Origin of the sequence: Streptomyces sp. NBC_01439, assembly GCF_036227605.1 — a bacterium.
In the GTDB taxonomy this organism is placed as follows: Bacteria; Actinomycetota; Actinomycetes; order Streptomycetales; family Streptomycetaceae; genus Streptomyces.
Map to the genome: position 1 here is coordinate 2918917 of NZ_CP109487.1, position 23416 is coordinate 2942332.

At 72.8% G+C, this 23416-nt stretch carries 17 protein-coding genes; 6 read left to right on the forward strand and 11 right to left on the reverse strand.

All coding sequences use genetic code 11. The features are described from left to right. Positions 1-52 precede the first annotated feature (52 nt). Positions 53-3421: a BTAD domain-containing putative transcriptional regulator gene (locus OG207_RS12510; RefSeq protein WP_329098619.1), complete on the reverse strand. Its 3369-nt coding sequence runs from the start codon at positions 3419-3421 to the stop codon at positions 53-55. A 193-nt stretch (positions 3422-3614) separates the two neighbouring features. On the opposite strand from OG207_RS12510, the gene OG207_RS12515 reads away from it, so the two are divergent. The 5 genes from OG207_RS12515 (at position 3615) to OG207_RS12535 (ending at position 7664) form a co-directional block, all read left to right on the forward strand. Continuing rightward, positions 3615-4247 carry a hemerythrin domain-containing protein gene (locus tag OG207_RS12515; protein WP_329098620.1) on the forward strand — a complete coding sequence of 211 codons (633 nt, stop codon included), beginning with the start codon at positions 3615-3617 and terminating at the stop codon, positions 4245-4247. A 53-nt stretch (positions 4248-4300) separates the two neighbouring features. Beyond that, on the forward strand, positions 4301-4723 hold the full coding sequence (locus tag OG207_RS12520; RefSeq protein WP_329098622.1) for a DUF4267 domain-containing protein: 423 nt from the start codon (positions 4301-4303) through the stop codon (positions 4721-4723). A 59-nt stretch (positions 4724-4782) separates the two neighbouring features. After that, on the forward strand, positions 4783-5277 hold the full coding sequence (locus OG207_RS12525; protein WP_329098623.1) for a cupin domain-containing protein: 495 nt from the start codon (positions 4783-4785) through the stop codon (positions 5275-5277). A 72-nt stretch (positions 5278-5349) separates the two neighbouring features. Beyond that, complete coding sequence (locus OG207_RS12530; RefSeq protein ID WP_329098625.1) at positions 5350-6966, forward strand: sensor histidine kinase; 1617 nt, start codon at positions 5350-5352, stop codon at positions 6964-6966. A 38-nt stretch (positions 6967-7004) separates the two neighbouring features. Beyond that, entirely contained in the window at positions 7005-7664 is a 660-nt protein-coding gene (locus tag OG207_RS12535; protein WP_443072861.1) for a DUF7342 family protein, read from the forward strand. A gap of 67 nt (positions 7665-7731) precedes the next feature. Here the strand turns inward: OG207_RS12535 and OG207_RS12540 are convergent, their stop codons facing one another. From OG207_RS12540 to OG207_RS12550, 3 genes are all read right to left on the reverse strand, one after another. Further along, positions 7732-9324, reverse strand: coding sequence for a solute symporter family protein (locus OG207_RS12540; protein ID WP_329098629.1), 1593 nt, complete (start codon positions 9322-9324; stop codon positions 7732-7734). Then, positions 9321-9809, reverse strand: a complete 489-nt coding sequence (locus tag OG207_RS12545; RefSeq protein ID WP_329098631.1) for a DUF485 domain-containing protein — start codon at positions 9807-9809, stop codon at positions 9321-9323. The genes OG207_RS12540 and OG207_RS12545 overlap by 4 nt, the downstream gene beginning before the upstream one ends. 174 nt (positions 9810-9983) lie before the next feature. After that, on the reverse strand, positions 9984-12104 hold the full coding sequence (locus tag OG207_RS12550; RefSeq protein WP_329098633.1) for a DNA gyrase/topoisomerase IV subunit B: 2121 nt from the start codon (positions 12102-12104) through the stop codon (positions 9984-9986). Positions 12105-12552: 448 nt separating this feature from the next. Between OG207_RS12550 and OG207_RS12555 the strand changes: the two genes are divergently transcribed. After that, on the forward strand, positions 12553-12786 hold the full coding sequence (locus OG207_RS12555; protein WP_030028922.1) for a DUF7455 domain-containing protein: 234 nt from the start codon (positions 12553-12555) through the stop codon (positions 12784-12786). 109 nt (positions 12787-12895) lie between these two features. Here the strand turns inward: OG207_RS12555 and OG207_RS12560 are convergent, their stop codons facing one another. The 7 genes from OG207_RS12560 to OG207_RS12590 all read right to left on the reverse strand — a co-directional run bounded on the left by OG207_RS12560 (position 12896) and on the right by OG207_RS12590 (position 23355). Then, entirely contained in the window at positions 12896-13822 is a 927-nt protein-coding gene (locus tag OG207_RS12560) for a serine protease (RefSeq protein ID WP_329098635.1), read from the reverse strand. Positions 13823-13958: 136 nt separating this feature from the next. After that, on the reverse strand, positions 13959-15542 hold the full coding sequence (locus OG207_RS12565; RefSeq protein WP_329098636.1) for an RNA polymerase sigma factor: 1584 nt from the start codon (positions 15540-15542) through the stop codon (positions 13959-13961). Between the two features lie 373 nt (positions 15543-15915). Further along, positions 15916-16857: a FadR/GntR family transcriptional regulator gene (locus OG207_RS12570; protein WP_329098637.1), complete on the reverse strand. Its 942-nt coding sequence runs from the start codon at positions 16855-16857 to the stop codon at positions 15916-15918. A gap of 137 nt (positions 16858-16994) precedes the next feature. Then, positions 16995-18788 carry an ABC transporter ATP-binding protein gene (locus tag OG207_RS12575; protein ID WP_329098639.1) on the reverse strand — a complete coding sequence of 598 codons (1794 nt, stop codon included), beginning with the start codon at positions 18786-18788 and terminating at the stop codon, positions 16995-16997. Positions 18789-19024: 236 nt separating this feature from the next. Further along, positions 19025-19771 (reverse strand): NUDIX hydrolase, encoded by a 747-nt coding sequence (locus OG207_RS12580; protein WP_327382894.1) that lies wholly within the window; start codon positions 19769-19771, stop codon positions 19025-19027. A gap of 120 nt (positions 19772-19891) precedes the next feature. Further along, the gene (locus tag OG207_RS12585; RefSeq protein WP_329098640.1) at positions 19892-21880 is read right to left on the reverse strand and encodes a glycogen debranching N-terminal domain-containing protein; all 1989 of its coding nucleotides are present in this window, start codon (positions 21878-21880) and stop codon (positions 19892-19894) included. A 212-nt stretch (positions 21881-22092) separates the two neighbouring features. Continuing rightward, the gene (locus OG207_RS12590; protein ID WP_329098641.1) at positions 22093-23355 is read right to left on the reverse strand and encodes a DUF4192 domain-containing protein; all 1263 of its coding nucleotides are present in this window, start codon (positions 23353-23355) and stop codon (positions 22093-22095) included. Positions 23356-23416 lie beyond the last annotated feature (61 nt).

The window sequence follows — 23416 nt, forward strand, 5'->3', positions numbered from 1 at the left end:
CGTGCTCCCCTCCACGCGGGCTCGGGCGCCGGACGTCAGGCGGCCCCGGACGTCAGGCGGCTCCCCACGGGCTGTGCCACCGCTCGGCGATGGCCGCCGCGCGCGCGAAGTGGCCCGCGGCCTCGTCCTCGCGGCCCAACAGCACGGCCAGTTCGCCCAGGGTGCGGGCGACCGGGCGGACCGCCACGGTGAACCCGGAGGAGGGCGGCGGGGCGTCACGGTACGGCAGCAGGGCCGCGTACAACTCCTCGGCGCCCGCCCGCTCCCCGAGCATGACCATGGTCATCGCCCGGAAGGTCGCGAAGACCTTGAAGAAGTAGTCCGTCCGGAGCGGTCCCGCCCGGTCGAGTACCTCGCGGGCCTCCCGCTCCTCGCCCGCGGCGGCCAGCGCGACCGCGAGCAGGTCCCCGGCCTGCGGACCGAAGGCCGCGTACACCTGCCGCAGCCGCGGCAGCGACTGCGCGAGCCGCCCCTGGCTCACCCACAGCGTCGCCATCGCGACCGCCAGGATCCCCTCCGCGTGCGGGGATCCCTGCCGGGCCATCCGCGCGGCCGCCTGCCGGTAGAGGTGCTCCGCCTCCTCGAACCGCCCCTCGACATGGGCCCAGGTCGCCTCGACCGCCTCGCCGACGGCGACCGGTCCGGGCATCCGGTAGGTCCGTGCGAGACGTATCCAGCGCTCCACGAGCCGACGTGCACCGGCCACATCGCCCTCGGCGGCCAGCGCCGCGGAGCGGACGAACATCCCGTACCACTGGTGGCCCGGCAGCTCGTGCGCGGCGCCGAGCCGTTCGAGTTCGCCTCCCAGCGCGGCGCGTTCGGGCCATTCCAGGTCGGCGTCGAGTTCCTTGACCAGCGCCGCGAGCGCCCCCGCACGCAGCACGGGGTCCCCGGTACCCTCCGCGAGGGCGAGCGCCTCGCGCGCCGCCGCCCGTACGCCCGCCACCTTGGCGTCGGACAGCTCGGCGGCGTACGCGCCCAGTAGCCGGCAGTGTACGGCGGGGCCGTGACCGGGCCGCGCCAGTAGGCGCTCCAGCAGCTCCACCACCGGTCCGTCGACCACGCCGTAGGGCCGGGTCTGCCACGGGGTCGGTTCGGTCCACGCCGTGAACGCCGCGACCAGCAGGTCGTCCCGGCCGGCGCCGACCGCACGGTCGATCGCGGTACGCCGGGTCGTGCGGGCCGCCATGATCGCCCCGGCCCGTACCTGGGCCCGTACCAGCTGGCCGAGCAGCTCGGCGCGCTCGGCGTCCCGGTCGCCTCCGGACCCCACGGGGACCCGCTCGAAGCACTCCACCGCCTCGGCGAGCAGCACGGCGGCCACGTCATGGGCGAACCGGCTCTCTGCGAGCCAGGCGGCCCGCAGGCCGTACTCGACCGCCTTCGCCGCCGTCGCCGAGGAGGCCGCGCGCACGAAGTGGTGGGCCAGCGCGGAGACGTCGTCCGGGGCGAGCCGCTCCAGGCAGGTCGCGATCCTGCCGTGCATCCGCGAGGAGCGCAGCCGACTGAGGTCCGCCAGGAGGGTGTCGCGTACCAGCGCGTGGGCGAACCGGACCCGCCCCGGCTCGGGTTCGGCCAGCAGTCCGGCGAGCAGACCGGCCTCCAACGCGGCCAGCACGCCGTCCTCGCCGGTGTCCGCCGCCCCGACCAGGACCTCGACGTCGGACTCCCGTCCGGCCACCGCGGCCAGGCGCAGTACGGCCACCACCGCCTCGGGGAGGCGTCCGAGCCGCCGGCGCAGCACGTCCCGTACGCCCTCGGGCACCTCGGACAGCGCCACGAGCGAGCCCTCGCCGGCCAGCAGCCTGGCGCTCTCCTGGACGTAGAAGGGGTTCCCTCCCGTGCGTTCGGCCAGCGCGGTCATGACCTCCGCGTCGACCTGCGGGCCGCCCACGCCCCGGACCACCTCGGCCACGGCCTCCTCGGTGAGGCCGCGCAGCGCGATCCGGGCCGGTGAACGCCGTGCCAGTACGGCCAGGGTGTCGTCGAGCCGGCCCTCCGTGTCCTCCGGCCGGTACGCGCCCACGACGAGCAGCGCGGTACCCGGGGGGAGGTCGGCGGCACCGGACAGCAGCGCCAGCGTCTCGGTGTCGGCCCAGTGCAGGTCGTCCAGGACGACGGCGACGGGCCGCCCGCGCGCGGCCTCCACCAGCCACTGGCCGACGGCGCGGTGCAGCCGGAACCGCCCGGCGGCGACGTCCTCGCCGACGGGCGCGCGGCCAGTGCCGGGAGCGCCCTCGGCCAGGAGGGGCGAGAGCGCGGCGGCCACCGCGGGCTCGGGCGGGACGGCCGCCGCGACGGTGCGCAGTGCTTCGACCCAGGCCCAGGCGGGTGGTGCGCCCTCGGCGTCGGTGGTGCGCCCGAAGGCGACGAGCCAGCCCTCGGTGCGGAGCCTGTCGCCGAAGGCGTGCAGCAGCGCAGACTTGCCCATCCCGGCCTCGCCGGTGACCAGCGCGGCGCCGGGGCCGGCCGCGCGGGCCCGGTGCGCCGCCGCCGTCAGCCGCTCCAGTTCCTCTTCGCGCCCGACGAACGGCTCGCCCCCGGTGGCGGCCGGGCCCGACGCCACAGATGGCTCAGACAACGCCGTTGGCTCAGACGGCACGGGCACCACAGGCACCGCGGGCACCACGGGCTCCGGTGGCCGCGTGGCCTCGCGCAGCACCCGGCCGTCCTGGGCCAGGACCGCCCTCTCCAGCTCGATCAGGGCGGCACCGGGATCCACTCCCACCTCATCGGCGAGTACCGTCCTGGCCCGGCGCAGCGCCGAGAGCGCGTCGGCCTGCCGGCCCGCCGCCCACAGTGCGAGCGCGTGCAGCCGCCAAGCCTCCTCCCGCAGCGGCTCGTCCCGGGTCAGCAACACGGCCTCGGCGACCGCCCCTGCGAGATCGCCGCCGCCCCGCAACCCGGCGGCGATGGAGAGTTCGCGCGCGGCCAGCCGCAACTCGCCGAGCCGCAGGATCTCGGCGTGGGTCCACGGTTCGTCGGCCGTCTCGGCGTACGCCGGCCCCTGCCACAGCGCCAGCGCCTCGCGGAGCAGGGCTCCGGCGGTCTCCGGCTCGGCGTGCAGGGCCGCGCGTGCACGGCCGAGCAGCCGTTCGAAGCGCCGGGCGTCGACGGCGTCCTCGGGAAGCCGCAGCGCGTACCCGGGCGGCGCGCTCACCAGCAGCCGGGCGGGGGTGCGCGGGGCCCGGCCCGGTTCGAGGAGGCGGCGCAGGTTGGAGACGTAGGCCTGGAGCGAGGCAACGGCCCGGGCGGGCGGCGCCCCCTGCCAGAGCTCCTCGATCATCCGGTCGACGGACACGACCCGGCCGCGGGCCGCTACGAGCAGGGCCAGGACGGAGCGCTGGCGGTGGCCGCCGAGCGGGATCGCCTCGCCGTCCCGCTCGGCCGTGAAGGAGCCGAGTACGCGTATGTGGACCATGACTCGACCAACGTACGCCGTATCGCTCAGCTCCGGCCCGCCCCGGGCCTCATGACGTCACGCAACCCTCCAAGTGCCTTCCAAGAACCCTCCATGTACCGCCGCCGAGTCTCTTCCCATGAAGACGACGCAGCCACGAACGACACGAGCACCGCGATCGCACCGGAGCACGGCACGGCCGAACACCCACGAGATGGTGGTCATCCACCGCGGCCTGCGTCGCGAGGCGAGCCTGCTGGTCGAGCTGATCGCCGCGGTGGCTCCCGGCGACACTGCGCGGGCGCGGGTCCTCGGGGACCACTTCCGCGACTACCGGCTCGGTCTGACGGGCCACCACCACGGCGAGGACGCCTACCTGTGGCCGCTGCTGATGGCCCGGGTCGACCTCGAAGCGGATCTCGTCCTGCGCATGGAGGCCCAGCACGAGCGGGTGGCCGCGAGCCTCGCGACCGCCGAGGAGGCCCTGCCGGCCTGGGAGGGCCGGGCGGGGGAGGCGGAACGCGACGCGCTCGTGTCGGTCCTCTCCGAGCACCGGACCGTGCTGCTGGAGCACCTGGCGGACGAGGAGGAATCGCTCCTGCCGCTCGCCGCCCGCCACCTGTCCGGCTACGAGTGGGACCGGCTGGGCGAGCACTTCCTGACCAGCACTCCCAAGCCCGAGCTGCTGTTCTTCCTCGGGATGGTCCTGGAGGACGCCGACCGGGCCGAGCGTGCAGCGATGCTCGCCGCGCTGCCCCTCGCCGGGCGCCTGCTGTGGCACACCGTCGGGCGTCCCGCCTACGTCCGTCGGATGCGCGCCGTCCGCCGCACCGCCGCTCCGCGCTGACCCCCCTCCCCTGCGCCGCCCCTCCCGCCACTTCCAAGAGACGGAGACGAACCATGTCCCTCAAGCACTTCACCACCGCCCTGGCCGCCATCGGCGGCGCGTTCATCCTGTACGTCGGGCTCAGCTACCTGCTCGCACCGCAGGCGACCGCCGCCGACTTCGGGCTACCGACCTGGCCGCAGCACGACGGCGCCGCCTTCCTCTCCGTCAAGGGCGTGCGCGACGTCGCGACCGGCCTGGTCATCCTCGCGCTCCTCCTCACGGGGCAGCGCCGGGCGCTCGGCTGGGCCATGGCCGCGATCGTCTTCGTCCCCGCCGGCGACATGGTGATCGTCCTCGCGGGCGGTGGACCCGCGGCTCAGGCCTACGGGGTCCACGGCGCCACCGCCCTCGCCGTCGCCCTGACCGCGGGCCTCCTACTGCGCGAGCGTCCGGCCCCTGCCGTCCCGGCCGCCGCCGAGCCGGCCCGGACCTGACCACCCGCCCTCCCTCCTCCCCCTCCCTCACCAGCTCCCCTCTCCCAGGAGAAGACGACATGTCCCTGATCGTGCCTTCCTTCGACGAAACGGTGATCGTGCGCTCGGCCAAGGCCGAGACGATCGGCGCTGCCCCGACGACCATCCAGCTCCTCGCCGACAGCAGTTCCACGGGCGGCGCCCTGTCGACCCAGCGGGTGAGCCTGCTGGACGGCGCCAACGGGGCTGCGCCCCACCACCACTCCCGGTCCGCCGAGCTCTTCTACCTGCTCGACGGCACCGCGCAGCTCCTGTCGGGCGACCAGGTGGTGACCGCGGAACGCGGTGACCTCGTCATCGTGCCGCCCGGCCTCGATCACGCGTTCGCCGCCGCGCCCGGTGAGAACGCCGACATCCTCATCGTGATCACGCCGGGCATCGAGCGGTTCGAGTACTTCCGCCACCTGGAACGGATCGCCTACGGGAAAGTGCCTCCGGAGTCCCTGCTGGACGTCCAAGAGCTCTACGACACCTACTTCACCCGCAGTGAGGCGTGGGACACGGTCCGGGCATGACGGGAGTGGGGTACCCGACAAGCCGGGCGCAAGCATTCCGCTCGTGCCCGTGCCGACCTACCGTTGCTGCCCATGCGGTTCCCCCTCATGAGCGCTCGGCGCGTCGGGCTGCCCAGACGGGCGGTCTCCCAGATCTTGCTGACCCAGCTGGCCATCGCCGCCGGGGTCGCCGTTCTGGCGACCGGACTGTTCCTGGCGCCGCTGAGTGCCCAGCTCGACGACCAGGCCATGCGGCGCGCCCTGGCCATCGCGCAGAGCGCCGCGGCCGACCCGGCCCTGGCCGCCGGGGTCCTGGACTCCGGGGCCTCGGCCGACAGCCCCGTACAGTCCTCGGCCGAGCGGATCCGCCGGGCCACCGGAGCCGAGTACGTGGTCGTGCTCGACCTGGACGGCATCCGCCGCTCGCACCCGAGCGCCGACCGGATCGGGCTCCCCGTCTCCACTGACCCGAGCGATGCCCTGGCGGGGCGCGAGGTCATGGAGATCGACGACGGCACCCTGGGCCGCTCCGCCCGGGGCAAGGTCCCGCTCCTCGCGGCCGACGGCGAGATCATCGGCGCCGTCTCGGTCGGCATCGCCTACGACAGCGTCCGCGACCGGTTGCTCGGCGCGATCCCCGGACTGCTCGCCTACGCCGGCGGGGCCCTGGCAGCGGGCGCCCTCGCCGCCTACCTGCTCTCCCGCAGGATCCAGCGGCAGACCCGCGATCTGGCCTTCTCCGACATCGCCGGCCTGCTCGCCGAGCGCGAGGCCATGCTGCACTCCATCCGCGAGGGTGTGATCGCCCTGGCCCCCGACGGCAGGGTCCGGCTGGTCAACGACGAGGCCGCCCGCCTGCTGGGCCTCGCCCCGGACGCCGCCGTCGGCTGCGCGGGGCGCCCGCTGGAGGACGTACTGGGTGCGGGCCGCACCGCGGACGTCCTGTCGGGCCGTGTCACCGGCCGGGACCTGCTCACCGTCCAGGGCCCCCGGGTGCTGGTGGCCAACCGCATGCCGACCGAGGACGGCGGCGCCGTCGCCACCCTGCGCGACCGCACCGAACTGGAGCGCCTCGGCCGCGAGCTCGACTCCACCCGGGGCCTGATCGATGCCCTGCGCGCCCAGGACCACGAGCACGCCAACCGCCTCCACACCCTCCTCGGCCTCCTGGAGCTGGGCCTGCACGAGGAGGCGGTGGAGTTCGTGACCGAGGTCGCCGGCGTGCACCGCACGACGGCCGAACAGGTCGCCGAGAAGGTCCACGACCCGCTGCTGGCCGCCCTCCTGGTGGGCAAGGCGGCCGTCGCCGCCGAGCGCGGCGTCCCCCTGCGCCTGGCCGGCTCCACCCTCCTCCCCGACCGCCTGGTGGACCCGGGCGGCCTCGTCACGATCCTCGGCAACCTCGTGGACAACGCCCTGGATGCCGCAACGGGTTCAGCGGCGCCCCTGGTCGAGGTGGAGTTGCGCGCGGAGGGGCGTACCGCCGTGCTGCGGGTGTGCGACAGCGGCCCCGGGGTGCCCGCCGCGCGCCGTGAGGAGATCTTCACGGAGGGCTGGTCGACCAAGCAGCCCAAGGCCCACCGCGAGCGTGGGCTGGGCCTCGCCCTCGTACGCCGCCTCGCGGAGCGGCAGGGCGGCAGCGCGCGGGTCGGTGAAGCAGCGGACGGAGGGGCGGAATTCTCCGTCGTACTCCCGGAGGCCCTGCGGTGAACGAGACCCCGATCCACGTATTGGTCGTCGACGACGACATGCGTGTTGCCCGGATCAACGCGGCGTACGTGGCAAAGGTTCCCGGATTCCTGGTGACGGCTCAGGCTCATTCAGCCGCCGAGGCCCTGGAGTTCCTCGCCTCGCATCCGGTGGACCTGGTCCTGCTGGACCACTACCTCCCCGACGAGAACGGCCTGGACCTCGTTCGGCGGCTGCGCCAGCTCGGCCACCGCACCGATGTGATCATGGTCACCGCTGCCCGCGACCTCGCCACCATGCAGGCCGCCATGCGCCTCGGCGCCCTGCAATACCTGGTCAAGCCCTTCACCTTCGCCGGACTGCGAAGCCGGCTGGAGGCGTACGGGGCGCTGCGCCGCACCCTGGAGACGGGCGGTGAGGCCGAACAGGCCGAGGTGGACCGGATCTTCGGTGCCCTCGCCGCCGCGGGATCCCCGAACGAGCTCCCCAAGGGCCATTCCGCCACCACCGCGGAGCTCGTCCGCCAGGTGCTGCGGTCCGCCGAAGGTCCCCTGTCCACCCAGCAGATCGCCGACCGCGCGGGCATCAGCCGGCAGACCGCCCAGCGCTACCTCAAGCTCCTCGAACGCACCGCGCGGGTCAGCCTCGCCCTGCGCTACGGCGAGACCGGCCGTCCGGAACACCGCTACGCCTGGCTCCCGTCGGAGGGGCCGGCCTGACGGCGACCGGCCTTCCGACCGACCGCCCAGCCGACCGGCCGCTCCGCCCCTCGGCCCCCTCGGCCCCTCAGACCGCTCCGGCTCCGGTCAGGGAGCGGACCTCCGTCTCCGCGTGCTTCGCCTCGTCCGCTTCCTCTCCCGAGGTGACGGTGCCCAGCCAGCCCGCCAGGAAGCCCAGCGGGATCGAGACGATCCCCGGGTTCTGGAGCGGGAAATACTGGAAGTCCACTCCGGGGAAGAGGGAGTCGGCGCTGCCCGACACCACCGGCGAGACCAGTACCAGGAGCACCGCCGGAATCAGACCGCCGTACACCGACCAAACGGCTCCGCGCGTGGTGAAGCCGCGCCAGAAGAGCGAGTACAGCAGCACCGGCAGATTCGCCGAAGCCGCCACCGCGAAGGCCAGCCCCACCAGGAACGCCACGTTGAGGTCTTGGGCGAGCAGCCCGAGGGCGATCGCGACCGCCCCGATGCCGACGGCCGCGCCCCGGGCCACCGCGACCTCGCTGCGCTGCCGGGCGTGCCGGCGCTTGAGGGAGGCGTACAGGTCGTGTGCCACGGAGGCCGAGGAGGCCAGGGTGATGCCGGCGACCACGGCCAGGATAGTGGCGAAGGCGATGGCGGCGACGAAGGCGAACAGCACCGCGCCCCCGGTGGAGTCGGCGCCCCCGCCGAGGAAGGCCGCCAGCAGCGGAACGGCCGTGTTCCCCGAGGCGTTGGAGGCCCGTACCTCGTCCGGTCCCACCAGCGCGGCCGCCCCGAAGCCGAGCACGATGGTCATCAGGTAGAACCCGCCGATCAGCGCGATCGCCCACACCACCGAGCGGCGGGCCGACCGCGCGGTGGGCACGGTGTAGAACCGCGACAGGATGTGCGGCAGCCCGGCGGTCCCGAGGACCAGCGCGAGGCCGAGGCTCATGAAGTCGATGCGGGCGGTCCAGTCCCCGCCGTACTTGAGGCCGGGGCCCAGGAAGGCCCGTCCGTGCCCGCTGCGGTCGGCTGCGCTGGTGAGCAACTGGTCGAAGTTCCCGTGGAAGCGCAGCAGCACGAGCACGGTCAGGGTGATCGCGCCGCCCATCAGCAGCACGGCCTTGACGATCTGGATCCAGGTGGTGGCCCGCATCCCGCCGAAGGACACGTAGACCACCATCAGGGCGCCCACGCCCACCACGGTGAGGGTGCGGGCTACGGCGCTCGAGTTCCCCAGCAGCAGGCCGACCAGACTGCCCGCGCCGACCATCTGCGCGATGAGGTAGAGGACGGAGACGACGACCGAGGAGATGCCGGCCGCGATCCGGACCGGACGTTCGCTCATCCGGGCGGCGACCACGTCGGCAAGGGTGAAGCGCCCGCAGTTGCGAACGAGTTCGGCGACGAGGAACAGCACCACGAGCCAGGCCACGAGGAAGCCCACCGAATACAGCAGCCCGTCGTAGCCGAAGAGGGCGATCAGGCCGGAAATGCCGAGGAACGAGGCCGCGGACATGTAGTCGCCCGCGATGGCGAATCCGTTCTCCATCGGGGAGAACAATCGCCCGCCCGCGTAGAACTCCTCGGCCGAACCGTGCCGGTTCCGGCTGACCCAGGTGGTGATGCCGAGCGTCACCGCGATGAAGAGGCTGAACAGGATCAGCGCGAGGGTCTGGTGCTCGGTGGTCACCGGCCGGCCCTCCTCGCCCGGGTCCGCTCGGCGCCGTGCTCCTGCTCGAAGACGGTCCAGCGCAGATCGAGCGCGGCCCGGTCCCTGCGCAGTCGCGCGTGCCGGGCATAGGCCCAGGTCAGCAGGAAGGTGCTGAGGAACTGGCCGAGCCCCGCCAGCATGGCCACGTTGACCGCGCCCACCACGGGCCGGGCCATCAGGCCGGGCGCGGCAGTGGCGGCGACCACGTAGGCGACGTACCAGAGGAAGAATCCGGCGGTGGCGGGGACGACGAACCTGCGGTAGCGGGTGCGCACCTCCTGGAAGGCGGCGCTGCGCTGCACTTCGAGGTAGATGTCGGATGCTCCGGGCGCGGGGCGTCCACCCACGGGAACCGGGGCCGGCTGGGACGTTTCCTCACCCTCGCCCCACCCGACGGCCAGCGCGTCGTACCAGGGGTCGTCCAGCCGGATCGTTCCGGTATCACGACCTTCGTGCTTGTCCACCGAACTCTCCTTGTCCGCTGCCGCATTGGCCGCGTGCCCACAAGGATGTACGGAATGGGTCTTTCCGGACGGGTGTACCGGCGCTCTTCACTCCAACAGGTGATGGAACGAAGAGCGCCGGTGTGCCGTGGTGTGTTCGGTGTCAGTCTCTGCCGGGGGCCGGCGGCACCCGGGTCAGGCGTCGATGCGCGAGCGGTCCAGGGTGGCCGCGGAGCTCGTGATGAACTCCTTGCGCGGGGCCACCTCGTTGCCCATGAGCAGGTCGAAGACCTGCTCGGCCGAGTCCAGGTCGCCGATGTTGATCCGGCGCAGGGTGCGGTGGCGGGGGTCCATGGTGGTCTCCGCCAGCTGGTCCGCGTCCATCTCGCCGAGGCCCTTGTACCGCTGGATCGAGTCCTTGTACCGGATGTTCTTGCGCTGGTACTCCAGCAGCGTCTGGCGCAGCTCGTTGTCCGAGTACGTGTAGACGTACTTGTCCTGGCCCTTCTTCGGCTGGACCAGCTCGATCCGGTGCAGCGGCGGCACGGCCGCGAAGACCCGGCCGGCCTCGACCATCGGCCGCATGTACCGCTGGAAGAGCGTGAGCAGCAGGCAACGGATGTGCGCGCCGTCGACATCGGCGTCCACGAGCAGCACGATCTTGCCGTACCGGGCGGCGTCGATATCGAAGGTCCGGCCCGAGCCGGCTCCTATGACCTGGATGATCGCCCCGCACTCGGCGTTCTTGAGCATGTCCGAGACCGAGGACTTCTGAACGTTGAGGATCTTGCCGCGGATGGGCAGGAGCGCCTGGAACTCCGAGTTCCGGGCGAGCTTCGCGGTACCGAGGGCGGAGTCGCCCTCGACGATGAAGAGCTCGCTGCGGTCCACGTCGTCGCTGCGGCAGTCGGCCAGCTTGGCGGGGAGCGAGGAGGTCTCCAGTGCCGTCTTGCGACGCTGCGCCTCCTTGTGCTGACGAGCCGCGATCCTGGTCCGGGCCGCCGCGACGATCTTCTCCATCACGGCGCGGGCCTGCTGCTTGTCGTCGCGCTTGGTGGACGTCAGGAAGGCCTTGAGCTCCTTGGCGACCACGGCGGCGACGATCCGGGTGGCCGCCGAGGTGCCGAGCACCTCCTTGGTCTGGCCCTCGAACTGCGGCTCGGCGAGCCGGACGGTGACGACGGCCGTCATGCCCTCCATCGCGTCGTCCTTGACCACGTCGTCCTCGGCGACGCGCAGCAGCTTGGCCGAGCGCAGCACCTCGTTGACGGTCTTGGTCACGGAGCGTTCGAAGCCGCTGACGTGGGTGCCGCCCTTGGGGGTGGCGATGATGTTCACGAAGGACTTGACGCCGGTCTCGTACCCCGTGCCCCAGCGCAGGGCGATGTCCACGCCGAGCTCGCGGGTGACCTCGGTCGGGGTCATGTGGCCGCGGTCGTCGAGGACCGGGACGGTCTCCTTGAAGGTGCCCGATCCGGTCAGCCGCAGTACGTCGCAGACGGCCTTGTCCTGGGCGAGGTACTCGCAGAACTCGCTGATGCCGCCGTCGAAGCGGAAGGTCTCCTCGGTCTTGCCGGCCCCGTCGATGCCGCGCTCGTCGCGGACGACCAGGGTCAGGCCGGGGACGAGGAAGGCGGTCTGGCGGGCGCGCTGGTAGAGCGTCTCCAGATTGAGCCGGGCGTCCTTGAGGAAGATCTGGCGGTCGGCCCAGTAACGGACCCGGGTGCCGGTCTTGCCCTTGGCGACCCGCTTGACCTTGCGGAGGCCGTTGGCGGGGTCGAAGGGGCTGTCGGGGCCCTGCTCGGTGAACATTCCCGGGACGCCGCGCCGGAAGCTGATGGCGTGGGTCGAGCTGTTGCGGTCGACCTCGACGTCGAGGCGGGCGGAGAGGGCGTTGACCACGGAGGCACCGACGCCGTGCAGACCGCCGGAGGCCGCGTACGAGCCACCGCCGAACTTGCCGCCGGCGTGCAGCTTGGTCATGACGACCTCGATGCCGGACAGGCCGGTCTTGGGCTCGACGTCCACGGGGATGCCGCGGCCGTTGTCCCGGACCTCGACGGAGGTGTCCTCGTGGAGGATCACCTCGATGTGGTCGCAGTAGCCGCCCAGGGCCTCGTCGACGGAATTGTCGATGATCTCCCACAGGCAGTGCATGAGGCCCCGGCTGTCGGTGGAGCCGATATACATGCCGGGGCGCTTGCGGACGGCCTCCAGCCCTTCGAGGACGAGCAGGTGCCGCGCGGTGTAGTTGGAACCGTCCCGGTCTGCTCCGGACAGCAGCGCGCTGGAAGGCACGGACGTGTCGGCGGTCACGCAGTTCGCTCCTCGCTGAATTTCTTTTCTGGCCCGGTCGGGCGCAGGGGTGGCTCGGGTGCCGCTCGAAGGGTACCGAGGCCAGGTAGAGCCGATGCAACGCCACCCTCGCCCATTCCGCAGCCTAGTCCAGATCCGTACGGATGTTCGATCCCCCGCGCGGGTGAAGGAAACATCACGTTCCCTTCCGCGCATGAACCATTTAGGGTTCGGGCACGTCCTCATGAACAACCTGGCACTCACGCCGGGGGAGGATGGAACTGCAACAAGCGCACGACTGACAACGCGAAACCGTAAAGCAACGCAATACGGCTCCTTCGCCGCCAACCGGCAACAGCCGGCCAGCTTCGGAAGGAAGTTTCGAGGAAAAGCCGCGAGCGGGAACGTTTTCGGCCTGGTTGGATGTTGACCCTGGTACGACAGCTCGTCGAGCTAGAGAAGAGGCGACGTGACTACTGTTCTGACACCCGCGACCCCGCTGACGGCCGCTGACCGATGCGACCGTTGCGGCGCCCAGGCATATCTGCGCGTCGTCCTGCTGAGCGGCGGTGAACTGCTCTTCTGCGCCCACCACGGGCGCAAGTTCGAGCCGGAACTCAAGAAGATCGCCGCGGAAATACAGGATGAGACCGAGCGGCTCACGTCCGCTCCGGCTGCCCATGCCGAACCCGAGGACCGCTGACACAGGCCTGCACCTCGCATCCGACGAGCCAGGACCGGCTAGGCCGGTCGACGGGCGGCACTCCTGAGACCCAGGAGTGCCGCCCGTCCTCACGTCCGCGACCCCGCGGCTAGGGCGTACGGTGCCCCTGTACGGCCCCTGTGCGGGGTCCGTAGGCCCCGCGGGCGCCCCACCCGATGCCTTGGACCTTCCCGGGCTGCGCGCCCGTCTCCGGGGCCAGTACGAAGTCGACCAACGGGGCGACGCGCGTGTAGACACCGGGGCTGTCGGCACGCCCGCAGCCCCGGCCCCACGAGACCAGCCCGATGAGCCGGCCCTGAGCCACCAGCGGCCCGCCGCTGTCCCCCTGGCAGGCGTCCCTGCCGCCGCCGTCGTCCCCCGCGCACACCATGGACTCCGCGCGGTACTGCCCGTCCGCGTCCCCGGGGTAGGCGCGCTCGCAGACCGCGTCCGCCAACACCGTCACCCCCGCGGCACGCAGCCCGTACGCATAGTCACCAAAGCCGCTCGTGTCGCCCCAGCCGTACACCGCCGCCCCGGTCCCCGCCGCGTAGGCGGAGTGCCCCGTACCCGCCATGGGCAGCACGTAGTGGGCCGGTACCGACTCGGCCAGCTCCAGAACGGCGAGGTCCCCGGCATTGCTCGCCGGGTCATAGGCCGGGTTCACCCTCGCCCCGCGCACCGCGATCTCCCGGCCGTCGGCCGCCCGGAGCTCCGTACGCCCCGCGATCACCCGAAAGTCGGCCACGGATTCGACCGGGCCTCCGAGCACCTGGCTGCCCAGGCAGTGCGCAGCCGTCAGCACCCGGGTCGGGGACACGACCACGCCTCCGCAGAACTGCCCGCCCCGCGTACCCCCGAACCGGTCACGGCTGGCGAGGGCGACGACCCAGGGGCTGTCGGCGACCTTCACCGGCTTCCCGCCGATCACCACGCTGTCCGCGGCCGCCTGTGGCACCTGGGCGAACGGCGCCGCGGCCGCTCCCGCCGCCAGGGTCAGCGCTCCCGCCAGAGCACGGGCAAAGGGACGACGCATGAGGCCTCCTGACTCCGAGTGTGCATGACTCCACCCAGAGTGGGTCGCCCGGTGGCCGAGCGCACCCGCGCGGCCACGTCGCGCTGTCGTCCCCCGCGGCTTTCGACGGCGCCCGGCGCCGTCGAAAGCCGCCCGCTCAGTCCAGGTAGTCGCGCAGCACCTGGGAGCGGGACGGGTGCCGGAGCTTCGACATCGTCTTCGACTCGATCTGGCGGATGCGCTCACGCGTGACCCCGTAGACCTTGCCGATCTCGTCGAGGGTCTTGGGCTGGCCGTCCGTGAGGCCGAAGCGCATCGAGACGACGCCGGCCTCGCGCTCGCTCAGGGTGTCGAGCACCGAGTGCAGCTGCTCCTGCAGCAGCGTGAAGCTCACCGCATCGGCCGGGACGACCGCCTCGGAGTCCTCGATGAGGTCACCGAACTCGCTGTCGCCGTCCTCGCCGAGCGGCGTGTGCAGGGAGATCGGCTCGCGGCCGTACTTCTGGACCTCGATGACCTTCTCGGGAGTCATGTCGAGTTCCTTGGCCAGCTCCTCCGGGGTGGGCTCGCGGCCCAGGTCCTGGAGCATCTGGCGCTGCACGCGCGCCAGCTTGTTGATGACCTCGACCATGTGCACCGGGATGCGGATGGTGCGCGCCTGGTCGGCCATGGCGCGCGTGATCGCCTGCCGGATCCACCACGTGGCATAGGTCGAGAACTTGTAGCCCTTGGTGTAGTCGAACTTCTCGACCGCGCGGATCAGACCCAGGTTGCCCTCCTGGATCAGGTCCAGGAAGAGCATGCCGCGGCCCGTGTAGCGCTTGGCGAGGGAGACCACGAGGCGGAGATTGGCCTCCAGCAGGTGGTTCTTCGCACGACGGCCGTCCTCGGCAATGATCTCCAGCTCGCGCTTGAGCTTGGGCGCCAGCTTGTCGGAGTTCGCCAGCTTGTCCTCGGCGAACAGACCCGCCTCGATGCGCTTGGCGAGCTCCACCTCCTGCTCGGCGTTGAGGAGGGGGACCTTGCCGATCTGCTTGAGGTAGTCCTTGACCGGGTCGGCGGTGGCACCGGCGACCACCACCTGCTGGGCGGGGGCGTCGTCCTCGTCGTCGGAGATGACGAAGCCCTTGTTCTCCCCGCCCTCCTCCTCTTCCTCGGCCTCGGCCTTGACGGCGTCGGGACCCTCGTCCGCGGTCTCGTCCTCGCCCGCCTCGTCCGCGTCCTTCTTGGAGGCGGTCTTCTTCGCCGCCGTCTTCTTGGCAGCGGTCTTCTTGGCGGGCGCGGCCTTCTTGGCCGCCGTCTTCTTCGCCGCCGTCTTCTTGGCGGCGGGCTCCGTCCCGGGCTCTCCCGCGAGCGCGTCCACGATCTCCGGGTCCGCCGCCCCGGCTGCCGGAACCGCAGTGGCCGCGGGCTGCGCTGCCGTCGTCCTGGCCACCGTCTTCTTGACGGTCTCGGTGGCCGTCCGCTTGGCGGGGCTCTTGGCCGCGACGCTCTTGCGGGTGGTGCGCTTGGGCGACTCCGCGGCACTGACCATCAGCGTCACACCCTCTTCCTCGAGGATCTGGTTGAGGCTGCGCAGAACATTCTTCCACTGGGTCGCAGGAATCTGGTCAGCCTCGAAGGCCCGACGCACGTCATCGCCGGCGATCTGCCCCTCGGCCTTGCCCCGCTCGATGAGCGCCATCACAGACTCGGAATCGGCGATCTCCGGCGGGAGCGTACGGGATGTGCTGGCCGACACGAACAACCTCTCGGAACGATGGGAACGGCTTCCGACCCCGGGCCTGGTGGTGCTGGACCGGAGCCGACGACCACCGACCGGGGATGGGCCGGCGGCGCGGGCAGGGGCCGGGGAGCTGCACAGCACCCCCAAGGGCTGCTGTCTTCCCTCCGTCGGCCATCACCTCTTACGTCATCGCGTGACCTCGCAGAGCGTTACGCCCAATTATTCGTGGCCCGAGTCACACCCCGTACGCACGAGTGCCGCTCCTGTGGTCGTACCCGGTGCTCGACGCTTACCGAACCGCCACGAATGGGGCCTCACACCGGTGTCGCCGGACCCGACCGGGCCCGGCGACACGTTCTGCACCCCCTCGCCCCCGCGCGTCCGCCCGTCAGTGCTCGCGCGGGGCGGGGACCACGCGCTCGACCTCCGGATGAACCGTCAGGAGCTGGCGCATGGCGTTCTCGGCGCCCGTCGCGTCACCCGCGGCGAGGGCCTCGACCATCCGCGCGTGGTGCGCGACGCAGGTCTCGCTCGGACGGTCGCAGGCGGTGATCGGGCTGCCGGAGACCTGGAGGGCGGCGGTGACGATGCCGGAGAGGTGCTCCAGCATGCGGTTCCCGGCGACCTGGATGAGGAGCGCATGGAATTCGTTGTCGGCGCGCGCGAAGGTGATCGCGTCGCCCTGGCCGAGGGCGTGCCCCATGATCTCGACCATGTCCGAGAGGCGCTGCTGGATGTCCGGACGGCCGTGGCCCGCGGCGAGGCGGGCGGCGAGCGGCTCGATGGTCCAGCGGAGCTCACCGAGCTCGCGGCGCTGGTCGTCACGCTGGGGACCGAAGGCGCGCCATTCGATGATGTCGGGGTCGAGCAGGTTCCAGTCGGCGACGGGGCGGACCCGGGTGCCGACGTTGGGGCGGGCGCTGACGAGGCCCTTGGCCTCCAGGACCCGCAACGATTCGCGGACGACCGTGCGGGAGACCTCGAAGCGCTGGCCAATCTCTTCGGGGACCAGCGGGCGGTCCGCACCGAGGTCGCCGGAAACGATCATCTGGCCGAGCTGCTGGACGAGTTGGCCGTGCAGTCCGCGTCCACGGCTGCCTGCCGCTCGGCGGCCCACGCGGCTCAACTCGACGTCGGCACCGTCCCAGTGGGGCACTCCGGCGCGGTCGGACCCGGGGGTCTCCGCGTAGGGGTAGCGGTCGAGTTCGCCCGGGCCGGCGAGGCCGGAGTCGGCGTGGCGGGCGGCGGTCATCATGGTGTGCGCAAGGGTACTCACGAATCCTTTGTCGGCCGTGCCTCCATGACCCTTGAGGTCTTTGGTGAAAAGCACACGAAAGGGTGATCGGTGCCACCTACGCAATTGACGACTTATCGTAAAGAACCGGACGTTTTGCGGGGAGTTGCGGTCCGCTTGACGTGACACGGACCGCAACGGTCCCGTCCTCGACTCCTCCCGAACCGGAACGATCACCAACGGACCCGGCTGCGCAGTCCGGTGAACCCATAGGCGCACAACAGGACCATCAGCGACAACACCAGTGCGGTCCCGACGGGTTGGGCCATCACTCGGAGGGCCCCCGCCAGCAGGCGGTCGACCTCCGGCGGCCACTGCCCCCAGGTCAGGCCGCGCAGGCGGGACCCGAGCCCGGTCGACGGGTACGCGGACGAGCCCTCCAGCGCCTTGCGCACCAGCGGAACCACCATGACCGGCACGGCGAGCACCGCGGCCACTCCCGCGGTCGCGGACCGGAAGACACCTGAGGCCAGTACCCCGGCCCAGGAGCAGCCGACGAGCAGTCCGGCCCAACTCACGGCCGGGGAGAGCCACTCCACCGGGGTGCGCAGCGGACCGCTGTCGAAGACCAGGGCGAGGGCGGCGGCGTCGGCGGCCACCGCCAGGGCGCCCAGCAGCAGCGCGAGGGCAGCGCTGGTGCCCAGCTTGGCGGTGAGCAGTCCCATCCGGCGGGGCACGGTGCCCCGGTCGGCGGCGAGTGCGGGGTAGCGGTACTCCTCGCCGAAGGCCAGGGCGCCGAGCAGCCCCGCGCCCAGGGCGGCGGGCGGTAGCGGCAGTAGCTCGGGCCAGGCGGCGAGCAGCCGGTTCTGCGGGGTCTGCCCGGTGCGGGCCAGTACGAGGGCGGTGAGGACGGAGACGGCGACGACGAGGGCGGCGGTGAGGACGGGGGTGGCGGTCCCGAAGACCCGGAGCAACTCGTAGCGCAGGGGCCGCAGCGGGCCGCCCACCCGGCGCACGGCCGAGGCCGGACGCCCGGAACGGATCTGCCGGGGGTGTTCGGCGGATGCCTCGGCGACGGCCCGGGTGCGGTCCGCGTCAGGCTCCGGTGACGTTCCGGCCTCGGTGCGCGCGGCCGGAACGGGCGCCGTCGGCGCACCGGCGTCACCCGTCTCGTCGGCGAGCTGGTGGACCAGCACGCCGTGCCGGAACGCCGCCTCGCCGACCTCGGCGCAGTTGCTGCCGTACACCGACAGGCGGCTGCCGCTCTCGGCGACGATCTCCACCGTGCGTCGGGCGGCCCTGGCCTCCCGGCCCAGTACGTCGGCCAGCCGGGCCGCGTGCGGGGTGCGCACGGCGACCCTCGGTCGCAACCTGGTCCGGGCGAAATCGGCCGCGTCCTGGTCGGCGACGAGCCGGCCCGCCTCGATGCTGACGACGCGGTCGGCGCTACGGGCAGCCTCCTTGGCGTCGTCGGTGGTGAAGAGCACCGCGCCACCGAGGGAGGCGTGGCCGCGCAGCAGACCGTGCAGCCAGCCGCGTTCGCGGGGGGAGAGTCCGGCACCCGGCTCGTCGAGCAGCAGGGTGCACGGATCGGCGAGCAGCGCCGAGGCCAGTGCGACCCGGCGCTCCATGCCGAGCGACAGCGAGCCGAGCCGTTGGTCCCGCAGTCCCGCGATGCCGACGACCTCCAACATGGTGTCGGCCCGGGAAGCCGGCACCCCGGCCGCGGCACAGAGCATCCGCAGCTGATTGCGGACGGTCCGGGCCGGGTTGCCGGGAACGTCTCCGAGGAGCACTCCGACCTCGCGGCCGGGGTGCGGGATCCGGTGCAGCGCACGGCCGCGGAAGTAGGTGACGCCGCGGCCCGGTTCGAGTTCGAGCATGAGCCGCAGTGCGGTGGTCTTGCCCGATCCCGGCTCGCCGAGCAGGGCGGTCACGTGCCCCGGGCGGGCCTCGAAGGTGAGGTCGTCCACGAGGGGCGGGGCGTCGGGGCGGGGCTTGCTGGTGAGTCCGATGGCCTGGAGCATCGCTTCTCTCGCGGGGGGTGAGACCGCTCAGCGGCAGGGTGGGTACCGCAAGCAAGATAACGCGATATGTCCGATATTCAGCGCAACCGGTCCGATGGAATGCCGATACTGCCGCCGGGCCCCGCACGGACGGCGGGTCCGGACCCGGTACCGGCCCGGATCTTGGGATCAGATCCGGTACCGGGATCGCGCACGACGTTCCCACCTCTGCCGGCGATACCTCGTGCGCCGCGGTGTCAGACTTCCGGACGCAGCATCGGCGGGTTGAGGAGGGTGGCCCCGCCCGCCCGGAACAACTGCGCCGGACGCCCGCCCTGACGGGTCGTCGTACCTCCGGCCGGGACCAGGAATCCGGGAGTGCCGGTGACCTTGCGGTGGAAGTTGCGCGGGTCGAGGGACACGCCCCAGACCGCCTCGTAGACCCGGCGCAGCTCGCCGACGGTGAACTCCGGCGGGCAGAAGGCAGTGGCCAACGAGGAGTACTCAATCTTCGAGCGGGCCCGCTCGACACCGTCGGCGAGGATCCGGGCGTGGTCGAAGGCGAGCCCCGTGGAGGCCTCGTCGGTGTCGGCCAGCACCTCGTCGACCGGGGCCCAGCGCGCGCTGTTGGCGTCGCCCCCGGCTCGGGGCGCAGGCAGGTCCGGAGCCAGCACCAGGTGCGCCACACTGACGACACGCATCCGCGGATCCCGTTTCGGATCGCCGTAGGTGGCCAGCTGTTCGAGGTGCGCCCCGTTGCCCGCGCCGGGCAGGGCGGGGTCGTGCGCGCACAGGCCGGTCTCTTCGGAGAGCTCCCTGGCGGCGGCCCCCGCCAGGTCCTCGTCCCCGCGGACGAAGCCTCCGGGCAGCGCCCAGCTCCCCTGGAACGGCTGCTCACCTCTCCGGACGACCAGCGCGCAGAGCGCGTGGCGCCGCACGGTGAGCACGACCAGGTCGACGGTGACGGCGAAGGGCGGATAGGCCGACGGGTCGTAGGGCGACATGCCGCGATCATAGTCGTCTGCCTGACGATAAACAGCGCTTTGGTGACCTTGAAGGCAGTACCCCGACGGCGGGGGGCTTCCGATCGATCGGAGGATCCGGCCTGAACGGGGTGAGCGTGCTCAACCGCCCAACTGGAGCACATCGGCCGCCTCCTCCACCATGCCGAGGCCGAGCCGGCTGATCCGGACGGCGAAGGGCTCCCCCGCCACCCGTAGGCCCGAGAGTCTGAGCCCGCCCAGGGGGGCTCCGGGGAGCGGCGCGAGGGCGACCGTGCCGGCGGGGGCGTCGGGGCGGATCCCGGCGAGGGCGGTCAGCGCGTGGATCCCGGCCGCCGCGGCCACTGCGGCTGGGCGGCAGGCCGCCGGGTGCGGCACCGGGGCGCTGCCCGCGGTCCGCTGCTCGGCCGCGAACATCTCCGGCAGCCGGTACCCGAAGGCCTCGGCCGCGTCCAGCAGGCCGCCGAGCAGGCCGGTGGCCTCCTTCTCGAAGCCGGCCTGGGCCAGGCCCGCCACGGCCACCGCGCTCTCGTACGCCCGCACGGCGCCCGAGCGGTGGCCGAACGGGTTGTGTCCCGGCTCCTTGACGGCCATGCTCCGCAGCCCCCATCCGGAATCCATGGCGGGGGCTCCGAGTAGCCGGGCCAGCTGCTCGGCGCGGGTGCGGTCCAGGAGTCCCGGGGCAAGCCGGCCGCCGCTGAGCAGTCCGGTGTCGAGCAGGTGGGCGGCGGCTCCCGTCAGCCGTGGGAGCGGCCTCCCGTCGGGGTGGAGGGCCGAAGCGGGCCGGCCGCCGTCCGGACCGTCGATCCAGAACCCGGCCCGGAACCGCTCCTGCAGCGCGACCGCCCGCTCCTGCCACTCCTCGGCTCCGGGCCGTCCATAGGCGGCGAGCAGATCGGCGCCGAGCACGGCGGCCCGATGGGCGTGGGCCTGGGTCTCGCAGCGACGCGGACCCGGGTCGGGATCGGCCAGGAAACCGTCCTCCCCCAGCGCGCTGCGCAGCCAGTGCAGGCACCGCTCGGCGGCCGGAAGCAGCCGGGCCACTTCCTCTTCGGGCATGCCCCACAGCCGGGCCTCGGCCAGCACCGCGGGGAAGGCCAGGGTCGCCTCGGTGCCGGTGCACCCCGGTGGAAGCTGCGCTCCCGCTCCGCGTAGCGGGCCCGGGATCTTCCCGAGGTCGGGTCCGCCCCCTTCGGTCTGGGTCCGGGCAAGAATGCGCAGGGTGGCCGCGGCGAGACCGGTTCCGAGCGGCAGCGCCATCCGGGCGGCCCAGAGCGATTCCGCCGGGGCCAGACCCAGCCGCCAGGGCGCTCCCGCCGCGGCGAAGGCGTCGCCCGGCTCCTCTGAGTCGCGCAGGAGCAGCGCGCCCAGGTCCTGGACGCTGGTCCGAAACCATGCCTCGGCCCTCGGATCGTCCCCTTCGGCCCGGGCGGCAGCCAGCGGGTTGGCCACCTGCCCGGCGGGGGCCCGCCCCACCCGGTGCGGGGTGGTCCGCAGTTCGATGGTGCGGGATTCGCCGGGAGCCAGTTCGAGCTGCCAGCGCAACAGCCCCGCCGAAGCCAGCGCATCGTCCGGCGGCGGGTCGGCTGCGGTCACGGCCTGCGCCTCGCCGGTGCTCCAGCGCAGCCCGGCGGCGTGCACCCCGGCGGGCAGCTCGGGCCCGGCCCGCCCGGCGGCCACGGCGGCCAGCTCGGCGAGGTCGGTGCCGAGCAGCACCTCCACGGGCAGGCGTACCGGCCTGGCCGCGAAGCTGCGCAGGGTGATCCGCTCGGTGCCGTCCGCGTGCCGGACCCTTTCGACACCGATGTCGGGGTCGGGGCCGGGCTCTGCGCCGGTGCGCACGGTAGCGGTGAAGACGGCCCGGTCGGCGGCGAGGCTTCGCCCCTGCACGGCGACCGGATCCCGGCCGCCGAGACGCAGTACGCAGCGGGAGAGCAGGCGGCGCCCGGACCGGTAGATCCCGTCGATCCCGTGCCCGGTCAGCTGTCCGTGCTCCGGAGAGATGACCAGACAGGGCGCGGCAACGCAGATGACGGCGCCGTGCACGGGCGGCAGTTCGGACCTACGGGCGGCGGGCGCGCCGGGTGGACGGGGAGGTGCGGGGAGGGACATGTGTCGCCTTGTCTGCGCTCCGGTCGGTTCAGCTGGGCGGCGGCGCGGCCGGGGCCGCACCACCCCCCAACTGAACGCCCCCACCCCCGCCCGGGTCACGGGCCCGGGCCCCGTCCGGGCGTACCCGAAGCGAAGCCCCCGCCGCCGGGGCGGGCCCAGCGCGTACCGAAGCGATTGCACCGGACCGCCGGACGACGTGAACCGGTGCGCGCTCACTGTCCGCTCCCCGCGGTGCGGCGGGACCCCCGGCGGGGGGTCGTGCGGCCCCGTCGGCCGGGAGGACGGGTACCGGCCGAGGAGCGCCGCCGAGGCTCCCGGCGGCGCCGCTCCTCCCGCAGGCACTGCCGCAGCCCCTCGGGGTCGATCCCTTCGTTGCACGCATGGTGGAGCAGCTGGGCGAAGCGGTACTCCGCATCCGCCCGCAGGGCCAGGCCGAAGGCGATCCGGGCGGTCGGCTCGTCCCCCGTCGACCACGAGACCCAGCCGGCGAGGGTGAGCGGGGCCGCGGCGTGCTCCCCGTAGGCCCCGATGCAGCGCCGGGCCAGGGCCCGCCACAGCCGCAGGGCCGGGGCCGCGTCCTCGTCCTCCATCCATTCGGCCGCGATGTCCCGGATCTCGCGGTCCTGGAGGCCGAGGATCAGTGAGGCGGCCTCGTCGTGGCCGAGCAGCGCATCGTCCCAGTCGTCCGCATGGGCCCCGCCCTCTACGGGCGGTGCCAGCGTCAGGCGCCGCATCAGGGTCCGTGCCAGGGCGATGGTCTCGGCGCCGACCTCCTCGCGGGTGGCCCCGTCGAGGATCCTGGGCATCAGGGCCGCCGCGGCCCGGTCGAGGGCCCGTTCCGCCTCCTCGGCCACGGCCCCGCGCAGCGGTGCCATCCTGCCCTCGATCTCCTTGAGGGAGCCCCGGACCTGGAGTCCGGCGAAGGTGGCCGTCGCCGCCAGCACCGAGGTACCGACCGCGGCCAGCCGGCTGCCCCCGGCCGGACAGCACCGCTCGTCGGGGCATACGTAGGACCAGAACCGTCCTGCGGACAGGCACAGGGCCTCCAGCACGGGCACGTCCAGTGCGCCGCAGGCCAACCGGATCCGCTGGGCGAGCGGCCGCAGCCTGGTCATCACCCGCCGACCGTCTTCCTCCTCGCCCGGCTCCTGGCACAGGTACACGACGATGCCGTCGGGCTTGCCGCCGCGCCGTTCGCTTCCCGTGATGAGGCATTCGGCGACCTGCCGGGCGGTGTCCTCCCATTCTGCGGACGAGCTGGGGATACCGACGCGGAGCCGGCCGCCGAAGCGCCCGCCCTCGCCGTGCACGGCGACCATGACGAGGGAGTCGGTCGGGTGGAAGCCGAGCATGTAGGGCAGCGCGTCGGCCAGTTCGGCCGGGCCGCGCAGGGTGATCTGGGGTCCGGTGGTGGCTCCGGCCGGGCTGGTGGAGGGCCGGTCGGACGGGGTGCGCGATTCGTGGTTGTTCGTCATGCCACGAAGGTCCCGCGCCCGATCCGATCCCGAAAGCCCTGTGGATAACTCCCACCGCCGC